The 26,317-nt window shown below is 57.1% G+C and carries 25 protein-coding genes; 11 read left to right on the top strand and 14 right to left on the bottom strand.

Translation table 11 applies throughout. From position 1 onward, the window contains the following. The first annotated feature begins 242 nt into the window (after positions 1 to 242). From FHS72_RS08140 to FHS72_RS08125, 4 genes are all read left to right on the top strand, one after another. The gene (locus FHS72_RS08140) at positions 243 to 1,325 is read left to right on the top strand and encodes a TRAP transporter substrate-binding protein (protein ID WP_183527902.1); all 1,083 of its coding nucleotides are present in this window, start codon (positions 243 to 245) and stop codon (positions 1,323 to 1,325) included. Positions 1,326 to 1,447: 122 nt separating this feature from the next. After that, positions 1,448 to 2,419 carry a TRAP transporter small permease subunit gene (locus FHS72_RS08135; protein ID WP_183527900.1) on the top strand — a complete coding sequence of 324 codons (972 nt, stop codon included), beginning with the start codon at positions 1,448 to 1,450 and terminating at the stop codon, positions 2,417 to 2,419. An 11-nt stretch (positions 2,420 to 2,430) separates the two neighbouring features. Beyond that, positions 2,431 to 4,785 carry a TRAP transporter large permease gene (locus tag FHS72_RS08130; RefSeq protein ID WP_183527898.1) on the top strand — a complete coding sequence of 785 codons (2,355 nt, stop codon included), beginning with the start codon at positions 2,431 to 2,433 and terminating at the stop codon, positions 4,783 to 4,785. A gap of 69 nt (positions 4,786 to 4,854) precedes the next feature. Then, positions 4,855 to 6,906 (top strand): putative bifunctional diguanylate cyclase/phosphodiesterase, encoded by a 2,052-nt coding sequence (locus FHS72_RS08125; RefSeq protein WP_183527896.1) that lies wholly within the window; start codon positions 4,855 to 4,857, stop codon positions 6,904 to 6,906. On the opposite strand, the gene FHS72_RS08120 is transcribed toward FHS72_RS08125, so the two are convergent. From FHS72_RS08120 to FHS72_RS08110, 3 genes are all read right to left on the bottom strand, one after another. Beyond that, positions 6,903 to 7,721 carry an arginyltransferase gene (locus tag FHS72_RS08120; RefSeq protein ID WP_183527894.1) on the bottom strand — a complete coding sequence of 273 codons (819 nt, stop codon included), beginning with the start codon at positions 7,719 to 7,721 and terminating at the stop codon, positions 6,903 to 6,905. The genes FHS72_RS08125 and FHS72_RS08120 overlap by 4 nt on opposite strands. 185 nt (positions 7,722 to 7,906) lie before the next feature. Continuing rightward, the gene (locus FHS72_RS08115) at positions 7,907 to 8,323 is read right to left on the bottom strand and encodes a DUF2852 domain-containing protein (protein ID WP_246414588.1); all 417 of its coding nucleotides are present in this window, start codon (positions 8,321 to 8,323) and stop codon (positions 7,907 to 7,909) included. A gap of 51 nt (positions 8,324 to 8,374) precedes the next feature. Beyond that, entirely contained in the window at positions 8,375 to 8,812 is a 438-nt protein-coding gene (locus FHS72_RS08110; RefSeq protein ID WP_183527892.1) for a DUF2852 domain-containing protein, read from the bottom strand. Positions 8,813 to 9,118: 306 nt separating this feature from the next. On the opposite strand from FHS72_RS08110, the gene FHS72_RS08105 reads away from it, so the two are divergent. The 3 genes from FHS72_RS08105 (at position 9,119) to FHS72_RS08095 (ending at position 12,657) form a co-directional block, all read left to right on the top strand. Then, positions 9,119 to 9,520, top strand: a complete 402-nt coding sequence (locus tag FHS72_RS08105; RefSeq protein ID WP_221235379.1) for a hypothetical protein — start codon at positions 9,119 to 9,121, stop codon at positions 9,518 to 9,520. A gap of 94 nt (positions 9,521 to 9,614) precedes the next feature. Continuing rightward, positions 9,615 to 12,395 carry a [protein-PII] uridylyltransferase family protein gene (locus tag FHS72_RS08100; RefSeq protein ID WP_183527888.1) on the top strand — a complete coding sequence of 927 codons (2,781 nt, stop codon included), beginning with the start codon at positions 9,615 to 9,617 and terminating at the stop codon, positions 12,393 to 12,395. Beyond that, entirely contained in the window at positions 12,388 to 12,657 is a 270-nt protein-coding gene (locus tag FHS72_RS08095) for a hypothetical protein (RefSeq protein ID WP_183527886.1), read from the top strand. The genes FHS72_RS08100 and FHS72_RS08095 overlap by 8 nt, the downstream gene beginning before the upstream one ends. A 1-nt stretch (position 12,658) precedes the next feature. Here the strand turns inward: FHS72_RS08095 and eda are convergent, their stop codons facing one another. Both eda and edd read right to left on the bottom strand, forming a co-directional pair. Further along, positions 12,659 to 13,303 (bottom strand): bifunctional 4-hydroxy-2-oxoglutarate aldolase/2-dehydro-3-deoxy-phosphogluconate aldolase, encoded by a 645-nt coding sequence (gene eda, locus FHS72_RS08090; protein ID WP_183527884.1) that lies wholly within the window; start codon positions 13,301 to 13,303, stop codon positions 12,659 to 12,661. 126 nt (positions 13,304 to 13,429) lie between these two features. Further along, on the bottom strand, positions 13,430 to 15,235 hold the full coding sequence (edd, locus tag FHS72_RS08085) for a phosphogluconate dehydratase (RefSeq protein WP_183527882.1): 1,806 nt from the start codon (positions 15,233 to 15,235) through the stop codon (positions 13,430 to 13,432). A 124-nt stretch (positions 15,236 to 15,359) separates the two neighbouring features. On the opposite strand from edd, the gene FHS72_RS08080 reads away from it, so the two are divergent. Together FHS72_RS08080 and FHS72_RS08075 are read left to right on the top strand one after the other, a co-directional pair. Beyond that, positions 15,360 to 16,556, top strand: coding sequence for an RSP_2647 family RNA methyltransferase (locus FHS72_RS08080; RefSeq protein WP_183527880.1), 1,197 nt, complete (start codon positions 15,360 to 15,362; stop codon positions 16,554 to 16,556). After that, positions 16,553 to 17,095, top strand: a complete 543-nt coding sequence (locus FHS72_RS08075; protein ID WP_183527878.1) for an RSP_2648 family PIN domain-containing protein — start codon at positions 16,553 to 16,555, stop codon at positions 17,093 to 17,095. Before FHS72_RS08080 ends, FHS72_RS08075 begins: the two co-directional genes overlap by 4 nt. On the opposite strand, the gene FHS72_RS08070 is transcribed toward FHS72_RS08075, so the two are convergent. The 6 genes from FHS72_RS08070 to FHS72_RS08045 all read right to left on the bottom strand — a co-directional run bounded on the left by FHS72_RS08070 (position 17,092) and on the right by FHS72_RS08045 (position 21,891). Then, positions 17,092 to 17,778 (bottom strand): M48 family metallopeptidase, encoded by a 687-nt coding sequence (locus tag FHS72_RS08070; protein WP_183527877.1) that lies wholly within the window; start codon positions 17,776 to 17,778, stop codon positions 17,092 to 17,094. The two genes, FHS72_RS08075 and FHS72_RS08070, sit on opposite strands and share 4 nt — an antisense overlap. Before the next feature lie 80 nt (positions 17,779 to 17,858). Beyond that, entirely contained in the window at positions 17,859 to 19,043 is a 1,185-nt protein-coding gene (locus FHS72_RS08065) for a vWA domain-containing protein (RefSeq protein ID WP_183527875.1), read from the bottom strand. Positions 19,044 to 19,045: 2 nt separating this feature from the next. Then, the gene (locus FHS72_RS08060; protein WP_183527873.1) at positions 19,046 to 19,216 is read right to left on the bottom strand and encodes a hypothetical protein; all 171 of its coding nucleotides are present in this window, start codon (positions 19,214 to 19,216) and stop codon (positions 19,046 to 19,048) included. 15 nt (positions 19,217 to 19,231) lie between these two features. Continuing rightward, complete coding sequence (locus FHS72_RS08055; RefSeq protein WP_183527871.1) at positions 19,232 to 20,581, bottom strand: DUF2927 domain-containing protein; 1,350 nt, start codon at positions 20,579 to 20,581, stop codon at positions 19,232 to 19,234. After that, positions 20,578 to 20,814 carry a hypothetical protein gene (locus FHS72_RS08050; protein ID WP_183527869.1) on the bottom strand — a complete coding sequence of 79 codons (237 nt, stop codon included), beginning with the start codon at positions 20,812 to 20,814 and terminating at the stop codon, positions 20,578 to 20,580. Before FHS72_RS08050 ends, FHS72_RS08055 begins: the two co-directional genes overlap by 4 nt. A gap of 237 nt (positions 20,815 to 21,051) precedes the next feature. Further along, complete coding sequence (locus tag FHS72_RS08045; RefSeq protein WP_183527867.1) at positions 21,052 to 21,891, bottom strand: AAA family ATPase; 840 nt, start codon at positions 21,889 to 21,891, stop codon at positions 21,052 to 21,054. A gap of 221 nt (positions 21,892 to 22,112) precedes the next feature. Between FHS72_RS08045 and dksA the strand changes: the two genes are divergently transcribed. After that, on the top strand, positions 22,113 to 22,535 hold the full coding sequence (gene dksA / locus FHS72_RS08040) for an RNA polymerase-binding protein DksA (protein WP_183527865.1): 423 nt from the start codon (positions 22,113 to 22,115) through the stop codon (positions 22,533 to 22,535). Between the two features lie 15 nt (positions 22,536 to 22,550). Beyond that, positions 22,551 to 23,723: an FAD-dependent monooxygenase gene (locus tag FHS72_RS08035; protein ID WP_183527864.1), complete on the top strand. Its 1,173-nt coding sequence runs from the start codon at positions 22,551 to 22,553 to the stop codon at positions 23,721 to 23,723. Here the strand turns inward: FHS72_RS08035 and xth are convergent. The 3 genes from xth to FHS72_RS08020 all read right to left on the bottom strand — a co-directional run bounded on the left by xth (position 23,720) and on the right by FHS72_RS08020 (position 26,227). Further along, complete coding sequence (gene xth, locus FHS72_RS08030) at positions 23,720 to 24,502, bottom strand: exodeoxyribonuclease III (RefSeq protein ID WP_183527863.1); 783 nt, start codon at positions 24,500 to 24,502, stop codon at positions 23,720 to 23,722. The genes FHS72_RS08035 and xth overlap by 4 nt on opposite strands. A 99-nt stretch (positions 24,503 to 24,601) precedes the next feature. Next, positions 24,602 to 25,759, bottom strand: coding sequence for a serine hydrolase domain-containing protein (locus FHS72_RS08025; RefSeq protein ID WP_183527862.1), 1,158 nt, complete (start codon positions 25,757 to 25,759; stop codon positions 24,602 to 24,604). A 132-nt stretch (positions 25,760 to 25,891) separates the two neighbouring features. Continuing rightward, positions 25,892 to 26,227, bottom strand: a complete 336-nt coding sequence (locus tag FHS72_RS08020; protein ID WP_246414613.1) for an acyl-CoA thioesterase — start codon at positions 26,225 to 26,227, stop codon at positions 25,892 to 25,894. Positions 26,228 to 26,317: the final 90 nt, after the last annotated feature.

Below are 26,317 nucleotides of genomic sequence, written 5' to 3'. Positions count from 1 at the left end.
CGGGCATAAGGCGCATTGCCGCCGAATCAAACCCGAATCGACGTAAGGGAGGCCCGAAATAGCGCCGATATCGCGCTGAGGTTGCAAAGAAAAATGCGGATTTGCCCAATTAAATGCGAAAACTACGCAGTACTACGTATTCTCGGGTGACGGTCACTCGGCTAGCTTCCGCTTGCGAATTGATCTGCACGTGCCGCTGGGAGGCCGCAATGTGTGGGGGAAACACCATGGGAGGAAACCAAATGGATCGTCGTTCTTTTCTTAAAAATTCCGCACTTGGCGGGACTGCAGCCGCAGCCACGTCACTGGCGGCACCTGCATACGCGCAAGGCAAGCGCACGCTCACGCTTGTGACAACATGGGGTCGTGGCCTTGCTGGTGTGCATGACGCAGCCCAGCGTGCCGCTGACACAATCACAGCCATGACCGATGGTGATTTGACCATCGATCTGAAAGCCGCTGGCGAACTTGTTGGTGCATTCGAAGTGTTTGACGCGGTGACATCCGGCCAAGCCGACATGTATCACGGTGCCGATTACTATTTCGTTAACCAGCACCCAAGCTATGCGTATTTCACGTCCGTACCCTTTGGTATGACAGCGCAAGAAATCTCGAACTGGTACTACCAAGGCGAAGGCCAAGGGTTCCACGACGAGCTGGGTCAGATCTTTGGTCTGAAATCTTTCCTTGCGGGGAACACGGGTCCACAGTCCGGTGGCTGGTTCTCGAAAGAGATCGCGGGTCCAGAGGATTTCCAAGGTCTAAAATTCCGTATGCCGGGTCTTGGTGGTGAAGCACTGGGTAAAATGGGCGCATCCGTGCAGAACCTTCCGGGTGCAGAAGTGTACCAAGCGTTGGCATCTGGTGCGATTGACGGCACCGAATGGATCGGTCCATGGGCTGACGAAAAAGCCGGTTTCCAAGAGATCACAAAGTTCTACTACACAGCTGGTATGCACGAGCCGGGCGCTGCTTTGTCGCTGGCCACAAACCTCGACGTATTCGACAGCCTGTCGCCAACGCATCAGAAGATCATCGAGATCGCCTCTGCTGAAGCGCATCAGTGGAACCTTGCCCAGTTCATGAACAACAACGGTGCAGCGCTTCAGCGTTTGCAAGCTGGTGGCGTGAAGGTTCTGGAATTCCCTGACTCAGTTTGGGACGCAATGGGCGTCGCTGCAAAAGAGACATTGGATCAATACGCTGGCGACGATCTCTATGACCGTCTGCGCGCGTCTTACAACGCATCCATGGCAGCCTCTTCGAGCTGGATTCAAAAGTCCGAAGGCGTTTACCGCACACAACGTGACCGCGTGATGAGCTAATTCCGCAAGGGATTACGCACGTGAACGAAGTATGGCCCGGCGTCGTTTTGACGTCGGGCCAACACTGAAATTTGAGCGTGGTGTGGGCCTATCGGTCCCCGCGCAAGGGATAAGGGGACATCATGGAAGACGATATCGCCTGCACGGGCTTTTTCCGGGCATCTGCGGAAGACACGGTTTCTTGTCTGGACAAATTCGAGATGGGCGGCCCCATCCAGTACGTCTTTGGCAATTTGTTAGAGGCGCCGTTCAATCTGGTTTACGCTTTTGCGCATACCGGGCAGTGGCTGGACTGGTCCAATAGTGAATCGATGATGCGGTTCATCTATTATGGTGCCTCGGCTGAATTGTTCTTTGTGATATTCATGATTTTCTTGATCGTCACGGGCGTGGGCCTGTGGCGCAATCAGTTCATGTGGGGCTGTGTGCGCGTCCTTGAAGGCTTTGCCAACGCGGTTGGTCGCTTCTTTGCGTGGGCCGGCCTGTTGATGGTTCTACAGCAGATCATGATTATCTTTATGCAGCGCGTCTTTGCGGTGTCCGAGATGTCGATCGGGTTTGGCTCTGCCTTTACCAAAGACGTGAGTTGGTGGTCCGAAGAACTCAAGCTCTACAACGCCCTGATCGTCTGCCTGTGTGCCACCTATACATTCGTCCAAGGTGGTCACGTCCGCGTCGATCTGGTCTATTCCGCGATCAGTTTCCGCGCCAAGCGCACGATTGATATGGTGGGGTCACTGTTGTTCATGATCCCCGCAGCACTGCTGACATGGCTTTACGGGTGGTTCTTTTTGTGGCGGCATCTGGTTGTGCCAAACCCGTCCGCCTCTGACAGCCTAGAGCGGTTGATCGGCAAAGCCCGCGCGTTGCGCTGGAACGTCGAAACCATCGGCTTTTCGCCAAACGGGTTCAACGCCTACTTCCTGTTCAAGATCCTGCTCGTCGTGTTCACCGTGATGGTGATGCTGCAAGCCGTGGCCTTCTTTTATCGCTCGTACCTTGAGCGCAAAGAGGGGATCGACAGTGAGGGCAAGTACCTCGACCGTGACAAACTGGGTGACGCGCAAGCCGAACTCGTCGCAGATATTCATTAAGGACCAAAGACATGCTTTTTGGATTAGACGGCGTCGAAGTCGGTATTATCATTGTTTTCCTGACGCTCTTTGCGGGCATCTTGTCAGGCTTTCCCGTGGCCTTTGCGATTGGCGGCTCAGCGGTCATATCATTTGCGGTGATTGCCGCATTCGATAGCGCGGGTCTGTTGATCCACGAGGCGATTGACAGCGGGACGGCCGAATACGCGGCCCTTGTGGCGGACGGCGTGCGCCCTGACGCGATCTCGATTTTCCGCTACCCAGAGTTGCCCACATACGCCACATCACTGTTCCCGCAAGGCTGGGAAACGGCGCTGGACCGCAACGTGGGCTTCCTTGTGAACCGGATGAACGAACGTGTGTTATCGGGGCCGTCCATCGAGACGTTGCTGGCTGTGCTGATGTTCGTGATGATGGGGATCGTGCTGGAACGGTCACGTATTGCTGATGAATTGCTGACCACAATGGCCAAGGTTTTCGGACCATTACCCGGTGGTTTGGCGGTGTCGATTGTGATCGTGGGTGCGTTCCTTGCGGCCTCGACAGGGATTGTCGGTGCGACGGTTGTGACCATGGGTCTGTTGGCGCTGCCCACCATGCTCAAGAACGGCTATTCACCTGAATTGTCTACGGGTGTCATCGCGGCGTCCGGCACCTTGGGTCAGATCATTCCACCGTCGATTGTCATCGTGCTGTTGGGGACGCTGGCGGGTGATCTTTATTCCGCCGCGCAAGAAGAACGTGCGCAACTGGCGGGCTGTTCCGACGCACTGACCTTCTTGGGCGAGCCTGCGGTTGTGTCTGTGGGGACGTTGTTCCAAGCGGCCTTGTTGCCCGGTATTTTGCTGGCGTTCCTCTATGCGCTTTACGCCTTTGTCTACGCATTGCTGAACCCGTCGAAAGCGCCACCAGTGGCCTTAGGTGCCAGCAAATCCAGCGAAGTCATTACCCGCAATGATGCCTTGCTGTGGTTCCTTGGGGCGCCAATCGCGCTGATCGTGGTGTTTATCGCATTGGGTCAAGTCAATCTGCGCGGCACGCAAACCGTGATCGTGGATAGCTACACAGACTCCGGCCAGACCGCATCCTTGCGGACCAATGTGGGCGAAGAATGCGCCATTGCGATGCAGGATTTGCACGGGGCCGACGCATGGGCTGCGGCATTGGCCGAGCAAGCCGCGATTGATGACGCGGGTGGTGTGACCGAGGCCCGTCAGTTGACCGTCGAAGAACGTGCGGCTGCGGTTGAAGCCAAGGTTGCCGACACCGCCCCAATCGGGACGGGCATTGGGCTGATCGCATTGCTGTCTGGCCTCGTTTTGGTCTTGGCCCGCGGTGTTGCCCCATCTGCAAGCCCCGTGCCTCTGCTTGCGGGGGCTGCGGGTTTGCTGGCGATGTTGCTGGTGGATATCTTGTTTATCAGCCCGCTTACGACGCCCGGCGTCACGGTGCTGTTGATCGCCTTACCGTTGGTTGTGGTGTTCTACGGGATGCGTCACGCCTCGTCGCGGTTGTTCGCAAACGAGATCGTCCGCGTGGTGTTCCCACCGCTAGTCCTGATCATTGCGGTGCTTGGGTCGATCCTAGGCGGGATCACCAACCCGACGCCAGCGGCGGCACTTGGGGCAGGGGGCGCAATCTTGTTGGCCACGTTCCGCAAGCTGCAAGAGCAGGGCAATTCTGGCAAAATGGTGCTCTATACCACTGCCGCGATTGCGATCATGCTGCTGATCGGCACCAACTTTGACATGCGCCTTGGCCAAGAGGTTGTGTTGTTCGAGAACTACGTGGCGTACCTCGTGGCGTTTGCGGCGTTCCTGTTTGCGATGTTTGGTCTGATCTGGTCCTGCGTGGTGCTGTTCAAGGGCGGCGTTCTGTCGCCAGTTGTGCGCGAAACGGCCAAAGTCACGTCGATGGTATTCACCATTCTGATCGGGTCGCAACTGCTGAACCTCGTGCTGATTTCATTCGGTGGCGAGCACTACATCCAGCAATTCCTGCGGTCGTTCGATAACGAATGGAAAGTCTTTATCATCGTGATGCTGGTGCTGTTTGTGCTGGGCTTTGTGCTTGATTTCCTTGAGATCATTTACATCGTGATCCCGATTGTGGGGCCTGTGATTTACGGCGGTACGTTCGATCCAAAGTGGGTGACGATCATGATTGCGGTGAACCTGCAGACGTCGTTCCTGACCCCCCCATTCGGCTTTGCACTGTTCTATCTGCGCGGGGTCGCCCCCAAGGAAATCACAACCGGGCAGATCTATCGCGGCGTGCTGCCATTTATCGGCATCCAAGTCGCGGGCCTTGCACTATTGGCCCTGTTCCCATCGGTCGTGACGATTGTGCCTAATTTGTTGAAGTAATCACGCGGGCATCAACCAAACCTTAATCAACCCCGGATATGCATAGTGCATGTTCGGGGTTTTTTGTTGATGAAACAGTCTATTTATTCAGTCGTTTATGCGCATGACGCGAGCTTTGTCATCGTGGCGGCACTTGTTTGCGCGATTGGATCGACGTTGACCGTGGTCCTATTGGTGCGGGCGCGTGTGCTGACACACAGGCGACGGCAGCTACACCTTATACTCGCGGCGATGATCGCAGGTACGACGATCTGGGCCACGCATTTTATCGCGATGTTAGGCTATAATCCGGCGGGCGTCGCGGCCTACGAGCCGATCTTGACGGGGGTGTCGCTACTGGTTGCGATCTTTGGCTGCATGATTGGCGTGAGTATCGGTGGCATGGACCATATCCGGTGGCGGGCCACGCTGGGCGGCACAACGCTGGGCCTGACGATTGCGACGATGCACTACACCGGCATGGCGGCATTACAGGTGCCGGGCCGGTTTGAATGGCACGCAAACCTTGTGGTGCTGTCGGTTTTGTTGGGGTGCGGCCTAGGTATCGTGATGGTGCATCGGATCATCTATCCGGTGACGCGGTTCTGCTTTGCGGGCGCAACTGTCGCCATGATCTTGGCTGTCTGCACGATGCATTTCACAGGCATGGCAGCGTCGATTTTCGTGGCGGATGCGACCATTCTGGTTTCGCCTGAAAACGTGATTTCAAACTATGTGCTCGGGTTTATCGTGCTTGCCGTGGTCAGCCTGATTTTGCTGATCGGTTTCACGACATTCGTTATTGAGACAGAGATGAGCGCGGACTCACAACGCAAACTCAGCGATGCCGTGCGGCGCGATTTGTTAACGCGACTGCCCAACCGGATGGGGTTTTCCGAACACGCAGCGCGCCTGCGTAAACGGATCAGTCGAGGCGAGGTGTTGCAGATTGCGGTGCTGACGATTGACTTGGATAACTTCAAACAGATCAACGATTCCATGGGGCACGAAGCGGGCGATCTGGTGCTAAAACATGTGGCGAAACAGATCAATGGTGTGATTGGGGACCATGAATTTGTGGCACGAATTGGTGGCGATGAATTTGCAGCACTGAAGTCGAACGTGAAAACGCTAGAGGATGCGTTGGACTTTGCCGAACGCTTGAAGACCGCGATTGGCGTGACGTTGCACGTCAGCATGACCGAGTTAAAAACAGGCGTGAGCATCGGCATCGCATCCTATCCGTCGGATGAAACCGACCTTGATACGTTGCTGCAATTCTCTGATCTGGCAATGTATCAAGCGAAAAGCGGGTCATCAAACAAGATCGAATTCTACGACAACGAAATTGAACAAGTCAGGCGCGATAAGCAGGCTTTGTTGACTGATCTGCGCGAGGCCGCTGACCGTGATGAGTTATTTCTGAACTACCAATTTCAGAACTCCATCGCGACGCAAGAGGTCATTGGTTTTGAGGTGCTGTTGCGGTGGTTGCATCCTGAACGCGGTATGATCGGTCCTGACGTTTTTATCCCACTCGCCGAAGAGACAGGTTTGATCAAAGACATCGGTTTGTGGGTGCTGCGGACCGCGTGTCAGGAGGCTGCATCTTGGGAAGTCGCATATCCAATTGCCGTGAACGTATCACCGCAGCAATTGGTCGAGCCTGATTTTGTCGCAAGGGTTGCAGAGATCCTCGCGGAATCCAACCTCGCGCCGGACCGACTAGAAGTCGAGATTACCGAAGCCACGATTATTCAGGATCAGCGGAACGCGTTGGCCGTGATGCACGAGTTGAAATCGATGGGTATCCGTATCGCGATGGATGATTTCGGGACTGGATATTCGTCGCTATCGACGCTTCAGGTATTTCCGTTCGACAAGATCAAGATCGACCGCAGCTTTGTACAGAATGTCCACGAAAGCCGTCAGAACGCGGCCATTGTTCGGGCAACCTTGCTGCTTGGTGCGGCGCTAGATGTGCCTGTCTTGGCCGAAGGGGCGGAAATCGAAGAAGAAATCGCGTTTTTGATGCAGGAAACCTGTAGTGCCGTGCAAGGGTTCTACTTTGGAAAACCAATGCCCGCAGCCGATGTGCGGCTGTTGACGATGGTAAAACAGGATTTGCCCCGCGCGGTTTAGCTGGTTGGGCGACTGTCGGGCAGACTGATCCGCGCAACTTGTTCGGCAATCGGGTCAGTGCTTAATGGATGTAACGCGCTGTCGTAATCGCTGTTATCAGATAGGGGGGACCATTCACGGTTGTGGTAAACTTCTAAGCCGCTGAACTTGGATTTATAATCCATTTTCGGACTGCCTGGCACCCAATAACCCAAGTAAACATAGGGAAGACCAAGGTCGCGGGCGATAGCGATATGGTCGAGGATGATAAAAGTCCCCAGCGACAACCGGTCAAAATCCGGATCAAAGAACGAGTAAACAAGGCTCAGGCCATCATCCAGAATATCGGTCAAACAGACTGCCCGCAGGTCGCGGTCTTCTTTGTCAGTATATTCGATCAAGCGAGATCGGATTGGCGTTTCTTCCACCATGGCCGCAAATTCGAACATATCCATGTCGGCCATGCCGCCAGTTGCGTGGCGGCTATCGAGATATCGACGGAATAAATCGTATTGGGCTTCGGTTGCCCAAGGCGATGTGGCGCGGCGTCCGATTTGGGCGTTGCGGTTCATGACCCTGCGTTGTGATTTTGTTGGGGAAAAGTCGGCGACCTTGATCCGCGCAGACATACAGGCTGAACATTCGGAACAGGACGGGCGGTACAGCACGTTTTGTGACCGTCGAAACCCCTGTTTGGAAAGGCTATCGTTCAACCGTGTCGCGGTGTCACCTTGCAATGCGGTAAACAATTTCCGTTCCATCCTGCCGTCAAGATAGGGGCAAGGCTGCGGAGCCGTAACATAGAATTGCGGCGCGATGGGAAGTGTGTGGCGCATGGTACTCTAACAGAATGAACTATCGATTAACGTTAGCAAGCTACTTCGCACAAACCAACCCCCCCGAAAACCGCGAGGTAGATAGAATGCGATCTAAATTGGAAACAACGTTCGTTTCTGCACTGATATCGGCAAAAACGCGCCTCGCCGCGTGGGCGAGGCGCGTTGGTTTGGCGCGTTTTAGGTTAAGGCGCAGATGGTGCGCGACCCGCGCGGTCATCCATAAACTGGTCAAACTCGGTTGAATCTTTGGCGGTGCGCAGACGTGCCAAGAAATCCTCAAAGTTCTCTTGCTCATGTTCTAACCGTTCCAGCATTTCGCCGCGATAGCGGTCGAAACTTGCGTTGCCGCTGCGGCGCTGGGTGGCTTCGGGTGACAGGCTTTTGACCGCATCGCCCAAGGCTGCGGGATCAATATTGGGTGCCAAACCGGGGGCAAAACCGCCGCGCCACCCTAAAATAACAGCCAGCGCCACGCCTGCGGGCCAAAACATATTGAGCGCTACAACCGTCACGGCGATCGCAAAGGACGCGAATAATAGCGTAGATAAAATCTGGACCGACAGCGGCATGCCCTGTGATGTGGGATGAGAATGTTTCATTTTCATAATAGTCCTAAACCAAAAAGGGTCCCCGAAGGGACCCAAATTACATTAACGTGCTACGTCGTCAGTGGTGTCAGATTTACGCTGACCGCCGCGTTCGTCCATGAATTGATCGAATTCGGCTTTGTCTTTTGCTTCGCGCAGGCGCTCGAGGAATTCCTCGAAGTTGGTTTGCTCTTCTTCCAAGCGGCGCAGAGTTTCGTCTTTGTAGGTGTCAAACGCGGCGTTGCCTGTGGCGCGGTTCATGTGGATCGAATGCGATCCGCGGCGGCAGCATTTGCTGGACCCCCCGCCAGAGAATTTATTGTTAACGACCATGTAGGCCGTCATCGCAAGGCCGACCGGCCAAAACACGACGTAGCTTGCGACCATCGCCGCGATCCAAGCACCGCGACCACGTGCGTCCAACCACGCAGTCGTCCGGGCAAAGAAACCAGAGGCCGAGTTGCCCATGGAAGACGGGGAGTTCAGGGTTGCGGTGTCCATTTCAAATTCCTTTGGTATGACGCAAGGGGTCTTATGTTTATGCCCTTTACATTACTCAAGATGGGATCGGTTCGGTCCGCTTGCAAGGGTTAATGTAAACGTTTTTTACATTGGGTCGAATTGGGTTTCAAAATCAATAACTTGACGGATCAATTTTGTGTTCTGATAAAGGGGGTATTGCCGGATTTCGGGTCGAACGACGGCGCTGTTTGCGATTCTAAACCCTGTATTTGTATCTAAGAAAGCGATTATCCCATGCATTTCTCTCTCTCGAGAACAATCACGCTTGCCGTATTCAGTTGTGCAATGTCCGCCAGTGCCGTGATGGCAGAGGTCACGACCCCGCAACCTGGCACACAGGAACGCGGCGATATTCTGGACGCCGTGCGCGTGATGGTGGGCTATGATCTGGGTGGTCCGATTGAGTTTACGGGCGTTGGTTTGCAGATTGAAAACGGCTTTGGGTTTGTCCAAGCGACCGCGACGCGCCCCGGTGGTCTGGCGATCAATATCGACGAGACTCCGCTGGTTTTGCGCGATGGTATTTCGCCGGATTTCATCGACGGAACCTCTGTGCAGGCCTTTATCACGCAGGCGGGCGGTGATTGGTACGTGCATGCCTATGCGGTGGGGGCGACGGATGTGTGGTGGATCGGCGATCCGTACTGCACTGATTATGCAGCATTTTTGCCTGAACAAGCCTGCTAGGTTGAACGCCACGATAGGGCCTCTTGCCCCGCGTGGCGTCCTTGCCTAGCTTGGACGTTCAACGTCGGTTTACCCTAATGACAAGAGACCAACCATGAGCATCGCCGCCCGGATGACCCGCTGTCCGCATCCTTTTAACGCAGAGCGCGGCGCGGATGCGCTTGCGGTTGTTGACGATGTGCCGCAGGAATTGGCCGATTTGATCGCAGGCACGGCGGGGTCTAGCCCGTATTTGGCCGATCTGATTCACCGTGAAGTGGACTGGGTTGTCGCTGCGATGGCCGATCCCGAAGCCGCCGTTGCTGGCGTTCTCGCGGATGTGCGCGGCATGGACGCCGCCGCATTGGCCGATGGACTACGGCAGGCGAAACGCCGGATCGCGTTAATCACGGCGCTGGCGGATTTGTCGGGCGCATGGCCGTTGGAAACGGTGACGGGCACGATCACCGATTTTTCATATGCCGCCGTGCATCAATGTATCACAGAATTAGTGCGCCAAGAGATCGCGCGCGGCAAATTACCAGGCATGACCGAGGCCGACGCGGATACCGGCGCGGGCATGACGGCGCTAGCGATGGGGAAAATGGGCGCGGGCGAGTTGAATTATTCGTCGGATATCGATTTGATCTGCCTGTTCGACGAGACCCGTTTCGACCCCGATGATTACCACGATGCCCGCGCGTCGTTCATCCGCGTGACCCGCAAAATGACCGCGATCATGCAGGATGTGACCAAGGGCGGCTACGTTTTCCGGACCGATTTGCGGCTGCGGCCTGATGCGTCGTCGACGCCCGTGTGCATTTCGATGGAAACGGCAGAACGCTATTACGAGAGCGTGGGGCGGACGTGGGAACGCGCGGCTTATATCAAGGCCAATCCGTGCGGTGGCGATATAGCGGCGGGGGCTGCGTTTTTGAAAACGCTGAAACCGTTTGTGTGGCGCAAACATCTGGATTTTGCGGCGATCCAAGATGCCCATGACATGCGGTTATTGATCAAGGATCACAAAGGTTTAGGCGGTCCACTGGTGCTGGAAGGCCATAATATGAAATTGGGGCGCGGGGGCATTCGCGAGATCGAATTTTTCACCCAAACGCGCCAGTTGATTTCGGGCGGACGTGATGCATCGCTGCGGACCCGCGAAACGGTCGAAGGATTGCGTCGGTTGGCGGCGGCAGAGTGGATTACGGGTGCGGATGCGGACATGCTGGCGGATCATTATCGGTTTCACCGCGAGATCGAGCATCGGTTGCAAATGATTAACGATGCGCAGACGCATACGTTGCCACCCAACGCCGAAGGCTTTGCGCGGTTGGCGGCATTGATGGGACGCGACGTGGACGAGTTGCGCGACGAGATCACGCAAAGGTTGAATGCGGTGCATGATTACACCGAAAGCTTTTTCGCACCCGAAGACGCAATTGAAGGCGACGATGAAAGCTGGGGTCAAGAGACCACAGACCGTTGGCCGACCTATCCCGCATTACGATCCGTGCGCGGTAGTACGATTTTTGAACGCTTACGCCCTGATATTATGCGCAGATTGGCGGCATCGGCAAAACCTGAAGAAGCCTTGGCGCAGTTTGACGGGTTTCTGGCTGGGCTGCCTGCGGGGGTTCAGTTGTTTTCGTTGTTCGAGGCAAATCCGCAGTTGACGCAGTTGATCGTGGATATTGCAGCGACGGCACCCGCATTGGCGCAGCATCTGTCGCGCAACTCTGGCGTGTTTGATGCTGTGGTCGGTGGAGCGTTCTTTGACGCTTGGCCGGGCGCTGAAGGGTTGCAAGCCGAGGCGGCAGACGTGTTAAAAACCGCGCCGGATTACGAGGCGCAGCTGATTGCGTTGCGGCGGTGGGCCAAGGAATGGCACTTTCGGATCGGGGTGCATTTGTTGCGCGGATTGATCGATACGGTGCGGGCAGGCGCGCAATATGCGGACCTAGCGGCGGCTTCAATCGCGGCCGTGATGCCTGTGGTCGAGGGCGAATTTGCCCGCAAACATGGACCGGCACCGGGGCGCGGTGCTGTGGTCGTGGGCATGGGATCGCTGGGCGCGCACCGTTTGACCGCGACGTCTGATTTGGACCTGATCGTGATTTATGACGCGGGCGATGCGGATGCGTCGGATGGCAAGCGGCCACTGGCTGTGCGGCCCTATTTTGCGCGACTGACGCAGGCTCTGGTCACGGCATTGTCCGCACCGATGTCTGAAGGGCGGTTGTACGAAGTCGACATGCGGCTGCGACCATCTGGACGACAAGGGCCAGTGGCAACTGCCTTGGAATCGTTCAGGAATTACCAGTTGAACGAGGCGTGGACGTGGGAACATCTGGCGCTGACGCGGGCGCAGCCGATTGTGGGGAATGCCGCGTTGGCAGCGGAAATCGAAGCGTTTCGCACCCAGATTGTGGGCACCAAGAATGACCGTACCGTTGTGATGACCGACCTGCGCGATATGCGCCGCCGGATCGCGGATGCACGTGGCGACGGGGCTGGGTGGGACGCGAAAAACGGGGCGGGGCGCTTGCAGGACTGTGAATTGCTGGCGCAAGCGGCGGCCTTGTTGGCAGGTGTTGCGGTGATCGCGACCGAGGATCAAATCGCGGCGGGTGTCGCGGATGGCTGGATGGATGCCGCTCAGGCGGATGCAATTCTAGCGGCGTATCGGCTATTCTCAGCGGTACAGGGGGCTGCGCGGTTGCTGACCAACGGGGTGTTGGATCCGCAGTTAATCGGCACGGGTGGCTGTGCTATTTTGATGCGCGAGACGAAAACTGATAGTATGGATGCGTTATTCGCGCATATGAATGAAACCGCAAAACGCGCAGATGCGGCAATCACCGCGCTTTTGGCAGGAGATGACAACAATGGCTGACAGAGACCCGCTGGACCCAAAAGGGCTGATCCGCGAAGCCTATGCAATTGAGGGCATCACGTCCTATGAATGTCGGTCGATTTTTCTGGATTGGGCGCTGAGCCATGCCAGCGACGATCACACGCCTGCGATTGAAACGTTGCTGACGCAATATGGGCCGGGCAAGCTGGACCATCCAATGACGCAGACGCTTACGGCGGCCCTGAGTGACGCCAGCCCCGCCAAAAGACGGGGCGGACGTGCGGCTAGATTAGATCGTTAGTTTATGAGCGTGACAGTTTCGCGGCCTCGGCTGCGATGGCGGTGATGCCAGCCCAGTCACGCGCGTCGATCAGGTTCTTCGGTGCAACCCAGCTACCGCCGACGCAAAGCGTGTTCGACAGGCTCAGGTAATCCGGTGCGTTTTTCAACGAGACACCGCCCGTCGGGCAGAATTTGACCTGCGGGATTGGACCGCCGATGCCCTTAAGGGCGGCAGCGCCGCCGTTGGCTTCAGCTGGGAAAAACTTTTGCACCCAATAGCCGCGCTCTAGCAGGCGCATTGCCTCGGATGACGTCGCAATGCCGGGCAGCAATGGCAGATCGTTGGCTTCGCAGGCGTCGAGCAATTTGTCCGTGGCACCGGGGGACACGCCGAATGTCGCACCCGCCGCTTTGGCGTTTTCCACGTCTTTTGGTGTCAGCAATGTGCCAGCGCCAACAACGCCGCCTGCAACCTTTGCCATTTCGCGGATCACGTCCAAGGCGGCTGGTGTGCGCAATGTGACTTCGAGGGCAGGTAGGCCGCCTGCGACCAATGCTTTGGCCAACTCTTCGGCGATGCTTGCGTCGTCAACGACCAAAACAGGCACAACAGGGGCGAGGGCACAGATGTCGGCTGCGGCTTGGGATGCGTCTTGCGGTGTCATATTCATCTCTTTCGTATGGGTATTGATGTGAAGGGCGGAGCCTCCGGCGGGAGGTGTTAAGGGCGAAATGAAGGGGCGGGGGCCCGTTTCTTTGACTTCTTCTAATTCCCCGCCGGAGGCAAAAAGTTAAACCACAACGCCTGCGCCTTCAGAGGCACGACCAACGTTCTGGCGAAAGACTTCGAACAACTCGCGGCCCACGCCGTTGCCGTTGCCGCTGAGGTCCGCAACCGCGAGGTCGCGTGTGTCCAGATCAACGCCCACAACGTCGATGGTGCCTTTTGTGGCGTCCAGACGGATGATGTCGCCGTCTTGGATTTTGGCAAGCGGGCCGCCGTCGGCGGCTTCGGGGCTGACGTGGATTGCGGATGGCACTTTGCCCGATGCGCCGGACATGCGGCCATCGGTGACGAGCGCCACCTTGAGCCCGCGATCCTGCATGATCGACAGGGTTGGCGTCAGGCCGTGCAGTTCGGGCATGCCGTTCGAGCGCGGTCCTTGGAAGCGCACAACGATGATCGTGTCTTGCGCCAATTCGCCCGCTTTGAACGCGGCTTTCACGGCGTCTTGGGTGTGGAACACGCGGGCAGGGGCCTCGACGATGTGCCGCTCTGGTGCAACCGCTGATGCTTTCATCACGCCGCGTCCGAGGTTGCCGTTGAGCTGCACAAGTCCGCCTGTTGCCGCAAATGGATCGCTCGGCGGGCGCAGGATTTTCTCGTTCAACGTGGTGGTCGCGCCCGCGCGGTAGGTGATGCGCCCGTCGGTCAGTGCGGCCTCGTTGCGGTAATGCGACAGCCCGTCGCCCGCCACGGTTTTCACGTCGTCGTGCAGCAGGCCCGCGTCGAGCAGGTTGCTGATCATATATTGCAAGCCGCCCGCTGCGTGGAAGTGGTTCACGTCGGCGAGGCCGTTTGGGTAGACTTTGGCCATCAGTGGGATGACCTTTGAGATGTCGTCAAAGTCTTCGAGATCGAGGATAATCCCCGCCGCGCGCGCCATGGCTGGCAAGTGCAATACGAGGTTGGTCGAGCCGCCCGTGGCCATCAGCCCGACGAGACCATTTACGAATGTTTTCTCGTCGAGGATATCGCAGACAGGGCGGAAGTCATTGCCAAGGCTGGTGATTGCGGCGGCCCGTTCGGTGCCAGCTACCGTCAACGCGTCGCGCAATGGTGTGTTCGGGTTCACAAAGGACGCGCCGGGCAGGTGCAGCCCCATGAATTCCATCAACATCTGGTTGGTGTTGGCGGTGCCGTAGAACGTACATGTTCCGGGTCCGTGGTAGGATGCCATTTCGGCGGCCATCAGGTCTTCGCGGGTGGCGTCGCCTGTTGCAAATTGCTGGCGTACCTTGGCTTTTTGGTCGTTGGGCAAACCGCTGACCATTGGACCCGCTGGCAGGAACACAGACGGGATATAGCCGAATGTCGCCGCTGCGATCACCAGGCCGGGGATGATTTTGTCGCAAACGCCAAGGTAGACCGTCGCGTCAAAGACGTTATGCGACAGGCCGACACCCGCCGCGAGGGCGATCACATCGCGTGAGAACAGCGATAGCTCCATCCCCGTTTCGCCTTGGGTCACGCCGTCGCACATGGCAGGCACGCCGCCTGCGACTTGGGCTGTGGCGCCAACAGCGCGGGCGGCTGATTTGATCAGCTGCGGATAGGTTTCAAACGGTTGGTGCGCGGACAACATGTCGTTGTAGGCGGTGATGATCCCGATGTTGGGCGCACGTCCTGCGGCTAGATCATCCTTTTGTTCGCCCATCGCCGCGAAGGCATGCGCCTGACCGGAACACGAGATATGCCCACGGCGCGGCCCGTCAGATGCGGCCTTGGCCATCAGATCTAGATAAGCGCCGCGTGTTGTCTCGGACCGTTTGCGAATACGGTCTGTGACGGCTGCGATTGTTGGGTTCAGGGACATGGCGCACCTCTGCTGTGGAATTGCCCTAAAGGTAACAGAATTTGTTAGCGCTAACAACCGTGATCTTTACGGCAACACAGCGAGGGTCTTCCCAAGGCATCCTGTTTCACTGTAGGACGCAGGCATGACAGATACAACATTCCCCACCGTGCGGCTGAACCCTAAGGGCGATGCACGCGCTATTCGGCATGGTTTTCCATGGGTTTACGCAAACGAGGTGGTCATGGACCGCCGCACCAAAGGCATCAAGGCGGGCACAATCGCGCTGCTTGAAGACGCAGATCGGCGGCCCTTGGGCATGGTTGCGGTCAACCCGCAGTCGAAAATCATCTGCCGGATGCTGGACCGCGATGAGGATGCGGTGATTGATCAGGCGTGGTTTGCGGCCAAAATTACCCGTGCATTGGCGCACCGTGACCGGATGTTTGACCAGCCGTTTTACCGCCTTGTGCATGCAGAGGCCGATGGCTTGCCCGGCGTTGTGATTGACCGCTTTGGCGACACGGCTGTGGTGCAACCAAACGCGGCCTATGCGGACGTGAATATCGAGGCACTTGTGGCAGCTTTGATCGAGGTGACTGGCGTCTCAACCGTTGTGATGAACGGCACAGGCCGTGCGCGAACTTTGGAAGGTCTGGACGAACGTACTGACGTGATGGTGGGCACTGCTCCGACATCTGCGATCCCTGTTCAGATGAACGGGACCACTTATATGGCTGACGTGATCGGCGGCCAGAAGACGGGTCTGTTCTTTGACCAACGCCCGAACCATGCCTTTGCGGCGTCTTTGTCTAAGGGTGCGCGGGTTTTGGATGTGTTTTCGCATGTTGGCGGCTTTGGCCTCGCGGCACTGGCTGCTGGTGCGGGATCGGTTTTGGCTGTGGACGGATCACAGCCAGCGCTTGATCTGGCCGAGCAGGGTGCAGCGGCGATGGGCGTCAGCGACAAGTTCGCTGTGCGCAAAGGCGATGCTTTTGATACGCTGACGAAACTGGCCGAAGAAGGCGAAGTGTTTGACGTTGTGATCTGCGATCCACCCGCTTTTGCGCCGTCGAAAAAGACAGCAGAAGCCGGATTGCGGGCTTATGAGAGGGTTGCGCGTTTGGCGGCACCTTTGGTCGCAGATGGCGGTTATCTGGGGCTGTGTTCATGTTCACACGCCGCTGATCTGACCAAATTCCGCAATGCGTCGTCGCGTGGCATTGGCCGTGCGGGACGTCGTGGGCAGATTATTTACACAGGCTTTGCCGGACCGGATCACCCGTTGATGCCGCATTTGGCTGAAACCGGTTATTTGAAATCGGTGTTCTTCCGCCTGTGAGGGTCTTAATCGACACCTGCGTTCTCTATCCCACAGTCATGCGCGAAGTCGTGCTTGGCTGTGCGGAGGCGGGCCTGTTAGAAGTCCGCTGGTCCGCGCGTATTCTAGAGGAATGGGCGCGGGCAGCACGCAAGATCGGACCGCAAGGCGAGACATTGGCACGCGGCGAAATCGCAAGCGTGTCGGCGCGGTTTCCCAAAGCGGTAGTGGCCTATCCAGAAGAAAAACTACGTCAGTTCTGGCTGCCGGATAAAGACGATATTCATGTGCTCACGGCAGCCGTGGTCGGGTCTTGCGACGCGATTATGACGGTGAATATCAAAGATTTCCCCAAAGATGTGCTGGGTGAGAACGATCTGGATCGGCTCAGCCCTGACGTCTATCTGGTTGATCTGTTCCACCAATCACCCGACGCAGTGCGGGCTGTTGGTGATGCGGTGCTGGCAGAGGCACGGCGGCTATCCGGTGACGATTGGCAGATGCGGGCGCTGATGAAAAAGGCGCGGTTGCCACGGTTTGGTAAAGCCTTAACCGCTTAACCGTCCCACTTTGCCGCGTTGTTCTCGATCGCGGCGATACGTTGTTCGGTCTTTGGGTGGCTCATGATCCACGCGGGCATTTTCGCGCCACGCGCCCCTGTCAGCGTCTCTAGTTTATGGAACAGCGAGATCTGTGGTGCTGTGCCGATACCCGATTTGACGAGCAGGGCCGAGGCATAGGCGTCGGCCTCGAATTCGTCCTTGCGCGACAGACCAGCGGCGAGCAAGCGCATCGCGTGACCCGCGACCCATGTGCCAATTCCGAACGGCAAGAACCGCCCCAAGATCATCGCAATCGCGGTGCGGGCGGCGTTCTGGCCGGAAAAGTCGATCATCCGGCGGCGGGCATGGCCCAAGGCGACGTGGCCCAATTCGTGGGCAATCACGCTGGCCATTTCATCGGCGGACACTTGTCCGGCCTTGTATTTATTGAGAAATCCCCGCGTGATGAAGATGCGTCCATCAGGTGCGGCAAGTCCGTTCACGGGATCAATTTCGTAGACGTTCACCTTGATCTGTTTGATCTCAAGCGCTGCGGCCATTTGGTCGCAAAGCTGGCGGATCAAAGGATCGGTCAGGGGCGTGGATTTCTGGTCAAGTTCGCGCTGCGTCCGCCAGACCGAAAAACGGTACATGGCAAAGCCGTAGAGAACAGCAAGCAGGATCGGGGTGAGGCGCAACATAGTGTTTATATGGGGCGCGGTGGTGGTTTGGGCAAGCCGTGGAATGAGTTGTTTTGGCGAAATGAAGGCGGGCGGCGTGGTTAACCGAGGGCTTTCATGCCGCGTGTCAGCCCTGCGATCGTCATGGGGACCATGCGGTCGGCGCCGAAAATCTGCTGGATCATGTGGATGGATTGAGTGTGGGGCCAATACGCTTGGGTCAGTGGGTTGATCCAGACGTGATTGGGCCATTGGTCGCGGATGCGGGTCAGCCAGACTTCACCGGATTCGGGGTTGTAGTGTTCGTTGGCACCACCCGGATAGGCGATTTCATAGGGCGACATGCTGGCGTCACCGACGATGATGCATTTGTAGTCGGAGCCATAGGTACGCATGATCTCGTGGGTGTCGGTCTGGTCATTCCAGCGGCGGGTGTTGTCGCGCCACACGCCCTCGTAGATGCAGTTGTGGAAGTAGAAATGTTGCAGATGTTTGAATTCGGATTTCGCGGCTGAAAACAATTCTTCGACCATTTTGATATGCGGATCCATGGACCCACCGATATCGAGGAATAGCAGGACTTTGACCGCATTGCGCCGTTCGGGCCGCGTTTTGACGTCGATGTAGCCGTTTTCGGCGGTGGCGCGGATCGTGCCGTTCAGGTCCAGCTCTTCTGCAGCCCCGTCACGCGCCCAAGATCGCAGGCGTTTTAAGGCGACTTTGATGTTGCGGGTTTGCAATTCGACAGAGTCGTCGAGGTTGCGGAATTCCCGTTTATCCCAGACTTTGACCGCGCGTTGGTGGCGCGATTTGTCTTGGCCGATGCGGATGCCTTCGGGGTTGTAGCCGTATGCGCCATAAGGCGAGGTGCCAGCGGTGCCGACCCATTTTGATCCGCCCTGATGCCGCCCCTTTTGTTCTTCGAGCCGTTTTTTCAGGGTTTCCATCAGCTTGTCGAAACCGCCCAAGGCTTCGATTTCGGCTTTTTCTTCGGGGCTCAGGTGCTTTTCTGCCAGCTTTTCCAGCCAGTCGGCGGGCAGGTCCACGGCGTCGAGAACCTGATCCGTGGTGATGTTTTCCAAGCCCGCGAATGTCGCCCCAAACGCCTGATCAAAGCGGTCGAGGTGCCGTTCGTCTTTGACCATGATCGTGCGCGCGAGAAAGTAGAACGCATCCACATCGTAAGTCGCGAGACCCGCTTGCATGCCTTCGAGGAACGCCAGAAATTCGCGTAAGGTTACGGGCACGCGTGCTGCCCGCAGGTTTTCAAAGAACGGCAGGAACATGATTAAATGCTGGCGCGTTCGATCATCACAAGTGCGAACATGCCCAAGATCGCGCCCATGATCGCCAGAACGCCGCCCCATTGCAGTAGATCAAGCGTCTTGCCGCCGCGCCGTTTTGCGCTGAACGCACCAAGTATTGCACCAATCACAAGGCCGGAAAGGGGGTAAATCATCGTAGGATGTGTCCTTTAGAACGGGCGCAGGGCCCTGATCTCGTTCAGACGGGCTTGCACAAATCTATCTTCACCAAAGCCGTATCGCGCCCAACCCAGACTGTCCAGCCGCACCGCTTCGGCTTCGGCGTCGTTCCCTTGCAGCGACAGGGCCTCGGCCTTGAACATCATCAGTGTGGCGAGCAAAGCTGCGTTCTGGTGGTCACGCGCGAGTGGAATTGCCCCGTTTGCCAGTGCAATCACCCCATCCGCGTCACCTGCGGTGAGTGCAAATGCCGCACGTTGTACCGCGATGTGGGCTGCGTGAATTTGCGTGGCGGGGTTGGCGCGGTAGATGCGGTCGGCGGCGTCAAAGTCGGCCAAGGCACGGCGCTGATCGTTGCCGACTTGCAGGCGGCCATGCGCGTAATAGGCAAATGCCTCGCGGGTGCCGCCCCAGCCAAATGCGTTGCCGATCTGGATTGCCTGTCGGGCAGCGGCGCGGCGGCGTGACGGGGTGGCAGAGCCGGACAGCGCCGTTTGCACCGCATCAATCCAGTCGCGGTTGGTATCGTTTTCGGGTGCGTTTGCGACCCGATTGCCCGACGGGTTCAGGCGTGACAACAAGCTTGGCAGTTTTTCGGCGACTTGGCTGCGGGTCATGCCGTTGGCCAGTTCGGGCGAATAATACGCCTTAAGCACCAACATATCAAAGCTGGTTAACACGTTGTGGATGTTGTCGTCGTTGAACACGGAATCGGGCAGGCGGTAAAGGTCGTTCAAAGGCCCAAGCGCCTGCGCCAGTTCTTCGTGCAAGCAGTCGCGGATTTCTTGCGGTGCCACATCGGACGGCACAAACATGATCGCGCGATCACGTTTGGTCAGTTTCGTCCAATCGACGGTTTCACTCCGGCGCATGCGCAGGAATTCTGCCCAGCTTGAGACACGCGGCACGGTAAAGCAGGCGGCACGCGGTACGGCGGCATTCAAGATGCGGCGCGGCACGGCTTCGACGATGATTTGCGGCGTGGTGCTGTTCGTCAGATCAATGTTGATATTCGCTTCGCGGCGCAATCTGCTGAGCAACTGGTCAAGGTCTGTGACCAGCGTGTCCGACAGGTCGCCTTGGACGCTGACGTTAATCGGGCCGTCAAAGCGGGTCAGGAACGGGATCGGCACGCCGCTTTCCATACGGAAAGACAGGTCGAGAATGTCTTGCGCGATTTCGGTGTTGGAGCGTGACACGGTGCGGACGGGCACCGCTGCGAATGTTTTCACAGCCGGAAGAATGGACGTAAGTGGTGCAGCACGGGTGGCAGCGACGTTTTGTGGGGCGGGTGAGCAAGCGGCGAGAGCGGCAAGTGCGAGAATGGCGATCCTGCTCATGCGGCGGGCCACTGGTGTGTGCAACGGGTCGGAGGATTGTTGACCTGCGCGTAAACCCGTCTGAGAAAGTCAGCCGGATCATCGCCCCAAAGGCGGTGAAGGTTCAACTTAAAGATGTCTCGCGGCAAAGCAGTGCCGTAGAAATCCAGATAGGCGGCCCATAGCCCGTGCTGCGCGGCAAAGTCCCCAGCGCAGTTCGGGCGAATGCTGACCGGCATTTTTGCCTTGGTCACGTCGTCTCTCCTCAAGTGCGTCAATTTTGCTGCCACAAAATTGCGACCCCTCTTTTTATGTGACCGCATAGGTTGCGTGATCATCTTGGTGGGGGCAGGTTAATTAAATGATAACCAGTGCAGCGACGCACCCAAATAAAGCCGCGCCCCCAATATTCATGAGGGCGCGTTGCACATAAGGCTCAGGTAGCTTGTGTGAGCGGGCGAATGACCCGCTATATGTAGGTGTTTGGCGGCTTACCGCTGACCACGGGCCATAAATGCGAGCCTCTCGAACAAGTGAACGTCCTGTTCATTCTTGAGCAAGGCACCGTGCAGTTTCGGCAGCGCATTGGTTCCGTCGCGTTTCAAATCGGCGGGCGACAGGTCTTCGGCGAGCAACAGTTTCAACCAGTCGATGACCTCTGAGGTGGACGGTTTCTTTTTCAACCCTTGCGTGTCTCGGATCTCGTAGAACTGTGTCAGGGCTGCGGTCAAAAGCGCGTCTTTGATGCCCGGATGGTGGACTTCGACGATTTTGCGCAGCGTCTCGATATCCGGAAAACGGATGTAGTGGAAAAAGCAACGGCGCAGGAAAGCGTCGGGCAATTCTTTCTCGTTGTTCGACGTGATGATGACGACGGGACGGTTCACCGCTTTGACGGTTTCGCCGGTCTCGTAGACGTGGAATTCCATCTTATCGAGCTCTTGCAGCAGATCGTTCGGGAACTCGATATCGGCCTTGTCAATCTCGTCGATCAGCAGCACGGACCGCTGGTCCGCCGTGAAGGCCTGCCACAACTTACCCTTGCGGATGTAGTTGGACACGTCGTTGACCTTTTCATCCCCAAGTTGACTGTCACGCAAGCGGCTGACCGCGTCGTATTCGTACAATCCTTGCTGCGCCTTCGTGGTGGACTTTACGTGCCATTCGATCATCGGCATGCCCAAGGCGGTGCTGACCTGACGGGCCAATTCGGTCTTGCCGGTGCCTGGCTCGCCTTTAACGAGTAATGGGCGCTCTAACGTCACGGCCGCATTCACTGCCATCTTCAGGTCGTCCGTGGCGATATAGTCGTCGGTGCCAGTAAATTGCATCAATCTTTCCCTTGGTTTGAACGCGTACATTAGCAACAATCGCTGTAGCTTCAACACCTCGCAATCACAGGGAAAAGCAGCACACAACCCCTAGTGGAATATGAGGGAAAGGGGGGTGACAACCCCTAGGGGAAGGCGTAAACGTCCACCAGTTTAGTGAGGGTCCGCGAATGTCTGATAATTTAACGAGAACGTCCTCGGACCAAGTGAGGGAAATAGACATGAAAGCTGAAGTTTTCTTGCCTGACGATTATCGTCCAGCCGAAGACGAACCATTCATGAATGAACGCCAAACCGAATACTTCCGCCGGAAGTTGCTGGCTTGGAAATCTGACATCGTTGAGAACAGTTCAGATACCGTTGCAAGCATGAAAGACCAGACCCGCAACATCCCAGATGTTGCAGATCGTGCGTCCGAAGAAACCGACCGTGCGCTGGAATTGCGCACACGGGATCGCGAACGCAAATTGGTGTCCAAGATTGATGCGGCTTTGCGCCGGATCGAAGAAGACGAATTCGGGTACTGCTCAATTACGGGCGATCCGATCAGTCTGAAACGTCTGGACGCACGTCCTATCGCGACCATGAGCCTTGAGGCGCAAGAGCGTCACGAGCGTCGCGAAAAAGTACATCGGGACGATTGATCGGGCGACGATAAGATGCAAGCGAATGTTGGCCGCCGGGTTGCCATTATTGGGGCAGGGATCGGCGGTCTAACCACCGCTTTGGCGTTTGCGCAAACGGGCGCTGACGTGACAGTTTACGAACAAGCAGCTGCGCTGACTGAAGTCGGCGCAGGTCTGCAAATTACCCCAAATGGTGCGCGTGTTTTGAATGCGCTAGGTCTGGACGATGCCTTGGCGCGTGTCGGGATCACGGCGGATGCCGCTTGTCCGATGGATGCTGTGACGGGCCGCCAGATTGCGCGGTTTGATCTGAGCACGCAGTCGCCTACTTACCGTTTTTATCACCGTGCAGATTTGCTGGGCGTTCTTGAGGCCGCCTGCCGCGCTGCTGGCGTGACGATCCTGTTAAATACCCGCATTGCTAGTATTACCTCTGACGGTCGGTTCATGGTTGATGGTGCGATGGTCGCCCCAACCCTGACGATTGGCGCGGACGGTTTGCATTCGCAGATGCGTGCGCTGCTCAATGGTCCGGGTCGTCCGTTTTTCACGGGCCAAGTTGCTTGGCGGGCTTTGGTCAAACGCGAAGATGCCGAGGCGAGAGCCCAGATCTGGATGGCACCGGATCGCCATGTCGTGACCTATCCGTTACGTGATGGAATGTTGAATGTCGTGGCCGTGCAAGAACGGACCGACTGGGCCGACGAAGGTTGGCAGCACGCCGACGATCCCGCAAACCTGCAAGCTGTTTTTGCCGATATGGCTCCTGACTTGCGCGCGCTTTTGGCCGATGTGACAGACGTGTGCCTGTGGGGCCTGTTCCGGCATCCGGTTGCAGGGCGTTGGCAACAAGACGGCGCGGTCGCGTTGATTGGTGATGCTGCGCACCCGACGCTGCCATTCTTGGCGCAGGGTGCGAATTTGGCGATTGAGGACGCGATAACCTTGGCCGCCTGTTGTCAGCACGATGCGTCCTTAGAGCGGGCGTTGAAAGGCTACCAAGCCCACCGCCAGCCGCGTGTCACAGATGCGATCAACGCTGCCAATGCCAATGCGCGGAACTATCATCTGGACGGTATCCCGCGCCGTGTGGCCCATGCGGGGCTGGGTGTTTTAGGGCGCGTGGCCCCAAATGCGTTTTTGAAACGACTTGGCTGGCTCTATGATTATGACGCGCCAAAGTTGCATCACTTCACGCCGGTTTAGGCCTTGAGATCAACCCAGACTGGCACGTGATCCGATGGTTTTTCGCGGCCACGGACTTCTTTTTCGATCCAGCATTCTTGCAACATGTCTGCGCATTGTGGGGACAACAAGAAGTGGTCGATGCGGATGCCGTCGTCTTTGTTCCATGCCCCCGCTTGATAATCCCAGAACGAATAGTGACCGGGGCCGAATGTGCGGGCGCGAAACGCTTCGGTAAAGCCAAGGTTCAGGATTTTGCGGAATGCGGCGCGGCTTTCGGGGCGGAATAGCGCGTCGTCGGTCCATGCTTCGGGGCGTTTGGCGTCTTCGGGCTGGGGGATGATGTTGTAATCACCGGCCATCAGCGCGGGCATTTCGTCAGCGAGTAACGCCTCGGCGCGGGCGTGAAGCCGTTCCATCCACGCGAGTTTATAATCGTATTTCGGACCGGGGGCAGGGTTGCCATTGGGCAGGTACAACCCACACACACGCACGGCGTCGGTGTCGCCAATCACGGTTGCTTCGATCCAGCGGGCCTGTTCGTCGTCATCATCACCGGGCAATCCGCGTGTGATGTCCTCTAGCGGCAGTTTCGACAGGATCGCGACGCCGTTAAAGCCCTTTTGACCGTGGGTCTCGACCGTGTAGCCAAGGTCTTCGATCATCTCGCGCGGGAAGCCTTCGTCAACGGATTTGATCTCTTGCAGCAGCGCCACGTCAGGCGCGCTTTCGGTCAGCCAATCGGTCAGCGCATTGATCCGCGCTTTGACGCCGTTGATGTTGAATGTCGCGATTTTCATGGTTTGGCCCCCGATTGCTTGATCCGTGATCTATCACATTGAAAAGGTTTGACCACTGGTGCGGGGGATAAACCTGTGCTGCGATACTGCCCAAGAGCGCTATCGTCGCGTTTTCTCAGAAATGGCGCGCAAGGACCTAATATTTTCGTCCAGCACACCGGGCATCAGGAAATTTCGGTCTGCGGCATTGATCGCAACTACAACGCCGTTCGGCCGATCAACGTAAATAAACTGGCCATAAATCCCAAGCGCAAAGAACTCGCCCTCTGGCGCATCCGGTGGAATCCACCATTGGTAGCCATATTGCAGATCGCCTTGCTCTGTGTTTGCGGTTGGCACGGTGCTTTCGGCGACCCAATCGGCGGGCACAATGCGGGTGCCTTGGAACTGTCCTTCCAGCCGCATCAATTCGCCAAATCGGGCGTAATCGCGTGTGGTCAGGTTGAGACCGCCAAGCGCAAAGGCCACGTCAAAACCGTCCGCCACATAATAGCCACCGGGCGCGACGCCCAAGGGCTGCAAGATATGTTCCGACAAAAGATCAGCCAAGCTTTGCCCCGTGGCGTTGCGCAGCACCATCGCCAGCACATGCGTGTCGATCGAGACATAACGCATCTCTTGGCCGGGGTCGGTGTAGCGCCTCTTTATTCCCGCCGCAAAAGCATCCATCGAGCCACCAGTGGCAAGAACGCGACCCATCCTATTGATATCGCTCCAAAAAGACATGTAGTTTTCGTCAAAAGCCACGCCGGACGACATCTGCAACACGTTCTTAATCGTGGTCCCGTCATAGGCGCTGCCAATCAGCTCTGGCACATATTGGGTGACGGGATCGTCGATGCTTTGAATATCGGCACGTGCGACCACGATGCCGATGAGGGCGGACACATAGGACTTTGCCGTCGACCAAGAGACCCGCTTATCATCGCGCGAGGTTCCCAGATAATAGTCCTCAAACACGATCTGTCCGTCCTTGAGGACAACAATAGCCGTTGTGTTCCGCGCAATGCGCCACGCATCAAAATCGGAATAGAACGTCAGTTGTTTGCCTTCGGGAAAAGGCGTGGCTGGGCTGGTGGCTGTCAGAGCGACGGTGTTGAACGCGGCCCCCATATTGCTGAAATTATGAACAATATTTGCTTCATCAAACAACGAAAGTGCTGCGGCTAGGCGGGCAACAGAACCGTCTTTGGGGATAGCGCAGCCCATCAGGGTGGTCGCGCTCGCAAGCAAAATTGCTTTCAACGTTAAGGCCATTGATAACTCCCGCACTCATTAAACAACAAAACGAGGTTACCGCGATTGGGCGCACAATTCCAACAGGTGATATATGCAGGGATTTGGCTTTTGGCGACGTCTGCCGGACCAGAGGCCCGCACCAATCTTCGTTTAGGTATCAAACACCGGACGGGCGTTACCCTCTTCATCCAAGGCCACAAAAACAAAGTCCGCGTCGGTCACTTTGGCGGCTTTGTCGGAATAGCGCGGGCGGCCCCATGCGTCGACGTGGATACGCATCGACGTGCGGCCTACTTTGCGCAGGGTCGCGTAGAGCGTGACTTCATCCCCAACTTTCACAGGCCGCAAAAATTGCAACGCTTCAACCGACACGGTTGCACAGCGCCCTTGCGAGACACGGCCCGCCATGTTGCCAGCGGCAAGGTCCATCTGTGACATCAACCAGCCGCCAAATATATCACCCGAGGGGTTTGTGTCGGCAGGCATGGCAATGGTGCGAATGACCAACACGCCTTCATCCTGCTGACGGCCATGCGATCCGCGTTCTTGGCCGCGTGTCAAAATGTCTTTGGGCGC

The sequence above is a fragment of the Yoonia ponticola genome (genome assembly GCF_014199395.1).
Lineage (GTDB): Bacteria > Pseudomonadota > Alphaproteobacteria > Rhodobacterales > Rhodobacteraceae > Yoonia > Yoonia ponticola.
The sequence above is the reverse complement of the archived record's forward strand: the minus strand, read 5'-3'. Positions and strand labels throughout refer to the sequence as shown.